At 78.4% G+C, this 2804-nt stretch carries 3 protein-coding genes; 2 read left to right on the top strand and 1 reads right to left on the bottom strand.

Translation table 11 applies throughout. The features are described 5' to 3' along the window. Both AC1MIR_RS11145 and AC1MIR_RS11150 read left to right on the top strand, forming a co-directional pair. Positions 1–204 (top strand): hypothetical protein (locus tag AC1MIR_RS11145; RefSeq protein ID WP_480028225.1); only part of this gene is annotated, 204 nt, incomplete at its 5' end. Beyond that, positions 201–1280: a glycosyltransferase gene (locus tag AC1MIR_RS11150; protein WP_480028226.1), complete on the top strand. Its 1080-nt coding sequence runs from the start codon at positions 201–203 to the stop codon at positions 1278–1280. The genes AC1MIR_RS11145 and AC1MIR_RS11150, both read left to right, overlap by 4 nt. 152 nt (positions 1281–1432) lie before the next feature. Here the strand turns inward: AC1MIR_RS11150 and rsmI are convergent, their stop codons facing one another. Then, on the bottom strand, positions 1433–2329 hold the full coding sequence (gene rsmI / locus AC1MIR_RS11155; protein ID WP_480028227.1) for a 16S rRNA (cytidine(1402)-2'-O)-methyltransferase: 897 nt from the start codon (positions 2327–2329) through the stop codon (positions 1433–1435). Positions 2330–2804 lie beyond the last annotated feature (475 nt).

Genomic DNA, 2804 nt, shown 5'->3' on the forward strand with positions numbered 1-2804 from the left:
CGCGCCCCGCCGCGCCCCACCCACTCCCCGCGGATGCGCGGGGCCGCGCCGGACACGGGCTCCGCCGCCGCGGCGCGGGGGGGGCGGCGCGCCGCCGCGGCGCTGCGCGCCCGGCTCGGCAGCGCCGCGGCGGAATACGCCGCCAAGCATTGGACCGCCGAGGCCTATGTCGCGCGGCTGCGGCAGATCGGGGCGCCGGCATGAACCGCGTGCTGCTGTGGTATTGGGGAAGGCGCGGGGGCGGCGCGCAATTCGCGCTGAACCTGGCGCGCGGGCTCGCGCCGGGCGGGCTCGCGATGTCCCTCTCGCGCCAGAACGAGCTGATCGGCGCCTTCCGCGCCCTGCCCGCGCCGCGGCAGGAGGTCGCCACCTACACCGGCGTGCCCGGCTTCGTCGCCGGCTTCGCCCGCCTGCCCGGGCTGGCCGCGGGGCTGGTGCGCTTCGCGCGGGAGCAGGAGACGCCGGTGGTGTTCTCCGCCATGGCGCATCCCTGGACGCCCTTCGTCGCCCCCGCACTGGCCCGCGCCGGCCTCGCCTTCGTCCCGGCGATCCACGACGCGGTGCCGCATCCGGGCGACCCGGCGGTGCTGTTCGACTGGCGGCTGCGGCGCGAACTGGCCCCGGCGCGCGCCGCGGTGGTGTTCAGCGAGGCGGTGGCCGAGGCAGTGCTGGCGCGGCGGCCCGGATTGCCGCTGATCCGCCTGGATCTCGGCGCGCTGCTGACGGACGGCCCCGCGACCGCGGAGAAGACCGCGGACTTCCTCTTCTTCGGCCGTTTCCGCCGCTACAAGGGGCTCGACCTGCTGCGCGACGCCTGGCCGGCGCTGCGCGCGGCGCATCCCGGCGCGACGCTGCGCGTGGTCGGCGAGGGCGATGCCGAGGCGCTGGCCCCCGGCCTGGCCGCGCTGCCGGGCGTCACGCTGGAACAGCGCTGGGTGCCGGATGCCGAGATGGCGACGCTGGTTGCCGCCGCGCGCGTGCTGGTGCTGCCGTATCGCGAGGCAAGCCAGTCCGGCGTGCTGCCTGTGGCATTGGCCTGCGGCGTGCCGGTCGTCGCCACCGAGGTCGGCGGCCTGTCGGAGCAGCTGCGCGGCACCGGCGCCGGCCTGCTGGTGCCGCCCGAGCCCGCGGCGCTCGCCCCGGCGCTGGCGCGGCGGCCCGACCCGGCGGAATTCGCCAGGGCCACGGCCGCGGCGCGCGCGGCGGGCGCGCGGCTGAACGACTGGGCGGGCATGGCGGCACAGTTGCGGGAAGGCATCGTCCGCGCGCTGCGCGGCTGAGGCGGCCCGATGACCGGAGGGGCTAGGGCCCCGGAGGTCTGAATCGGCCCGCCCACCATGCAAGGCAGCGCCTGACCGGGCCGACCCGCTCCGTCGGTCGGCGGCTCGGCCGGCGCTTGCCGGACGCAGCTCGGGTCTGCCGGCGGCAGGCATCAGGGCTGGCGGGAAAGCTCCAGCGCCCGCGCATAGACCTGCTTGCGCGGCAGGCCGGTGGCGGCGGCCACCATGGCGGCGGCATCGCGCAGGCTGGCGCCCTGCATCGCGGCGCGCAGCTGCGAATCGAGGTCGGCTTCCGCCGTCGTCTCCTCCGGCGCCGGGCCGACCACGATGCAGATCTCGCCCCGCGCCTCGGCCGTGGCGTAGTGGGCGGCGAGGGCGGAGAGGCTCCCGCGCCGCACCTCCTCGAAGCGCTTCGTCAGTTCGCGCGCGACCGCCGCAGGGCGGTCGGGGCCGAGCCCCTCGGCCAGGGCGGCCAGCGTTTCGGCCAGCCGGTGCGGTGCCTCGAAGAACACGACGGTCGCGGAAAGCCCGGCCCGCTCGGCCGCGCGCAGCCGGCCGATCGCCGCCGCCCGCGGCCCGGCCGTCGGCGGCAGGAACCCCTGGAACAGGAAGGGGTTGGGCGGCAGGCCCGACAGCGTCAGGGCCATCACGGCCGCGGTCGGGCCCGGGGTGGCCGGGGTGGGCAGCCCCGCGGCGAGGGCCGCGCGGACCAGGCGGTAACCGGGGTCGGAGACCAGCGGCGTCCCGGCCTCGGAGACCAGGGCCAGGCGCTCCCCCGCCCGCCGCCGGGCCAGCAGCCGCGGGGTCATCTCCGTCTCGTTGTGATCATGCAGTGGCAGGAGCGGCACGGACATGCCATGACGGGCAAGCAACTGGCCGGTCACCCGCGTATCCTCGCAGAGCACGGCGTCCACCCCGCCGAGCACCGCGAGGGCGCGTGGCGACAGGTCGCCGAGATTGCCGATCGGCGTCGCCACCAGCGACAGCCCCGCCGGGGCCTCGCCGGGGCGGGCCGCCGACCGTTGAGGAGGATCGCCGCTTGCCATCATCCGCCACGCCGCCTCCGCATCCTTCCAGGGCCCTGTCCCGCCGTGGACTGGGCGGCCTTGCCGCTGCGGCCCTTCTCGGCCTGGCGGCCTGTGCTCCGCAAGCCTCCGTCCCGGTCGCGGTCCCGACCGCGCCGCCGCTCGGCGCCGCCCCGGCCCGCCCCGCGGGGGCGCGGGCGGCGCTGCTGCTGCCGCTGACCGGGCCGCAGGCGCCGCTCGGCCAGGCACTGCTCCAGGCGGGCACCATGGCGCTGTTCGACGAGGCGTCGAGCGGGGTGGAGTTCCTGCCGCGCGACACCGGCGGCACCCCCGCCGGCGCGGCAGGAACTCCACCCCGCTCGGCGCCTCGTCGCACAGCGCCATGGTGCCCGCCGGGAGCAGTGCCTGGCCGAGCGGCGCCAGCGGCCCGGGCAGCGGCAGCAGCAGCGCCCCCCCCCCCCCCCCCGGGCGGGCCCGCGGCGCGCCCCACGGCCGCGCC

The organism is Falsiroseomonas sp. RANM36 (genome assembly GCF_056682175.1).

Coding starts and splice junctions, on each gene's coding strand:
- AC1MIR_RS11150 (WP_480028226.1), top strand. CDS start 201: ATGAACCGCGTGCTGCTGTGGTATTGGGGAAGGCGCGGGGGCGGCGCG.
- rsmI (WP_480028227.1), bottom strand. CDS start 2,329: ATGATGGCAAGCGGCGATCCTCCTCAACGGTCGGCGGCCCGCCCCGGC.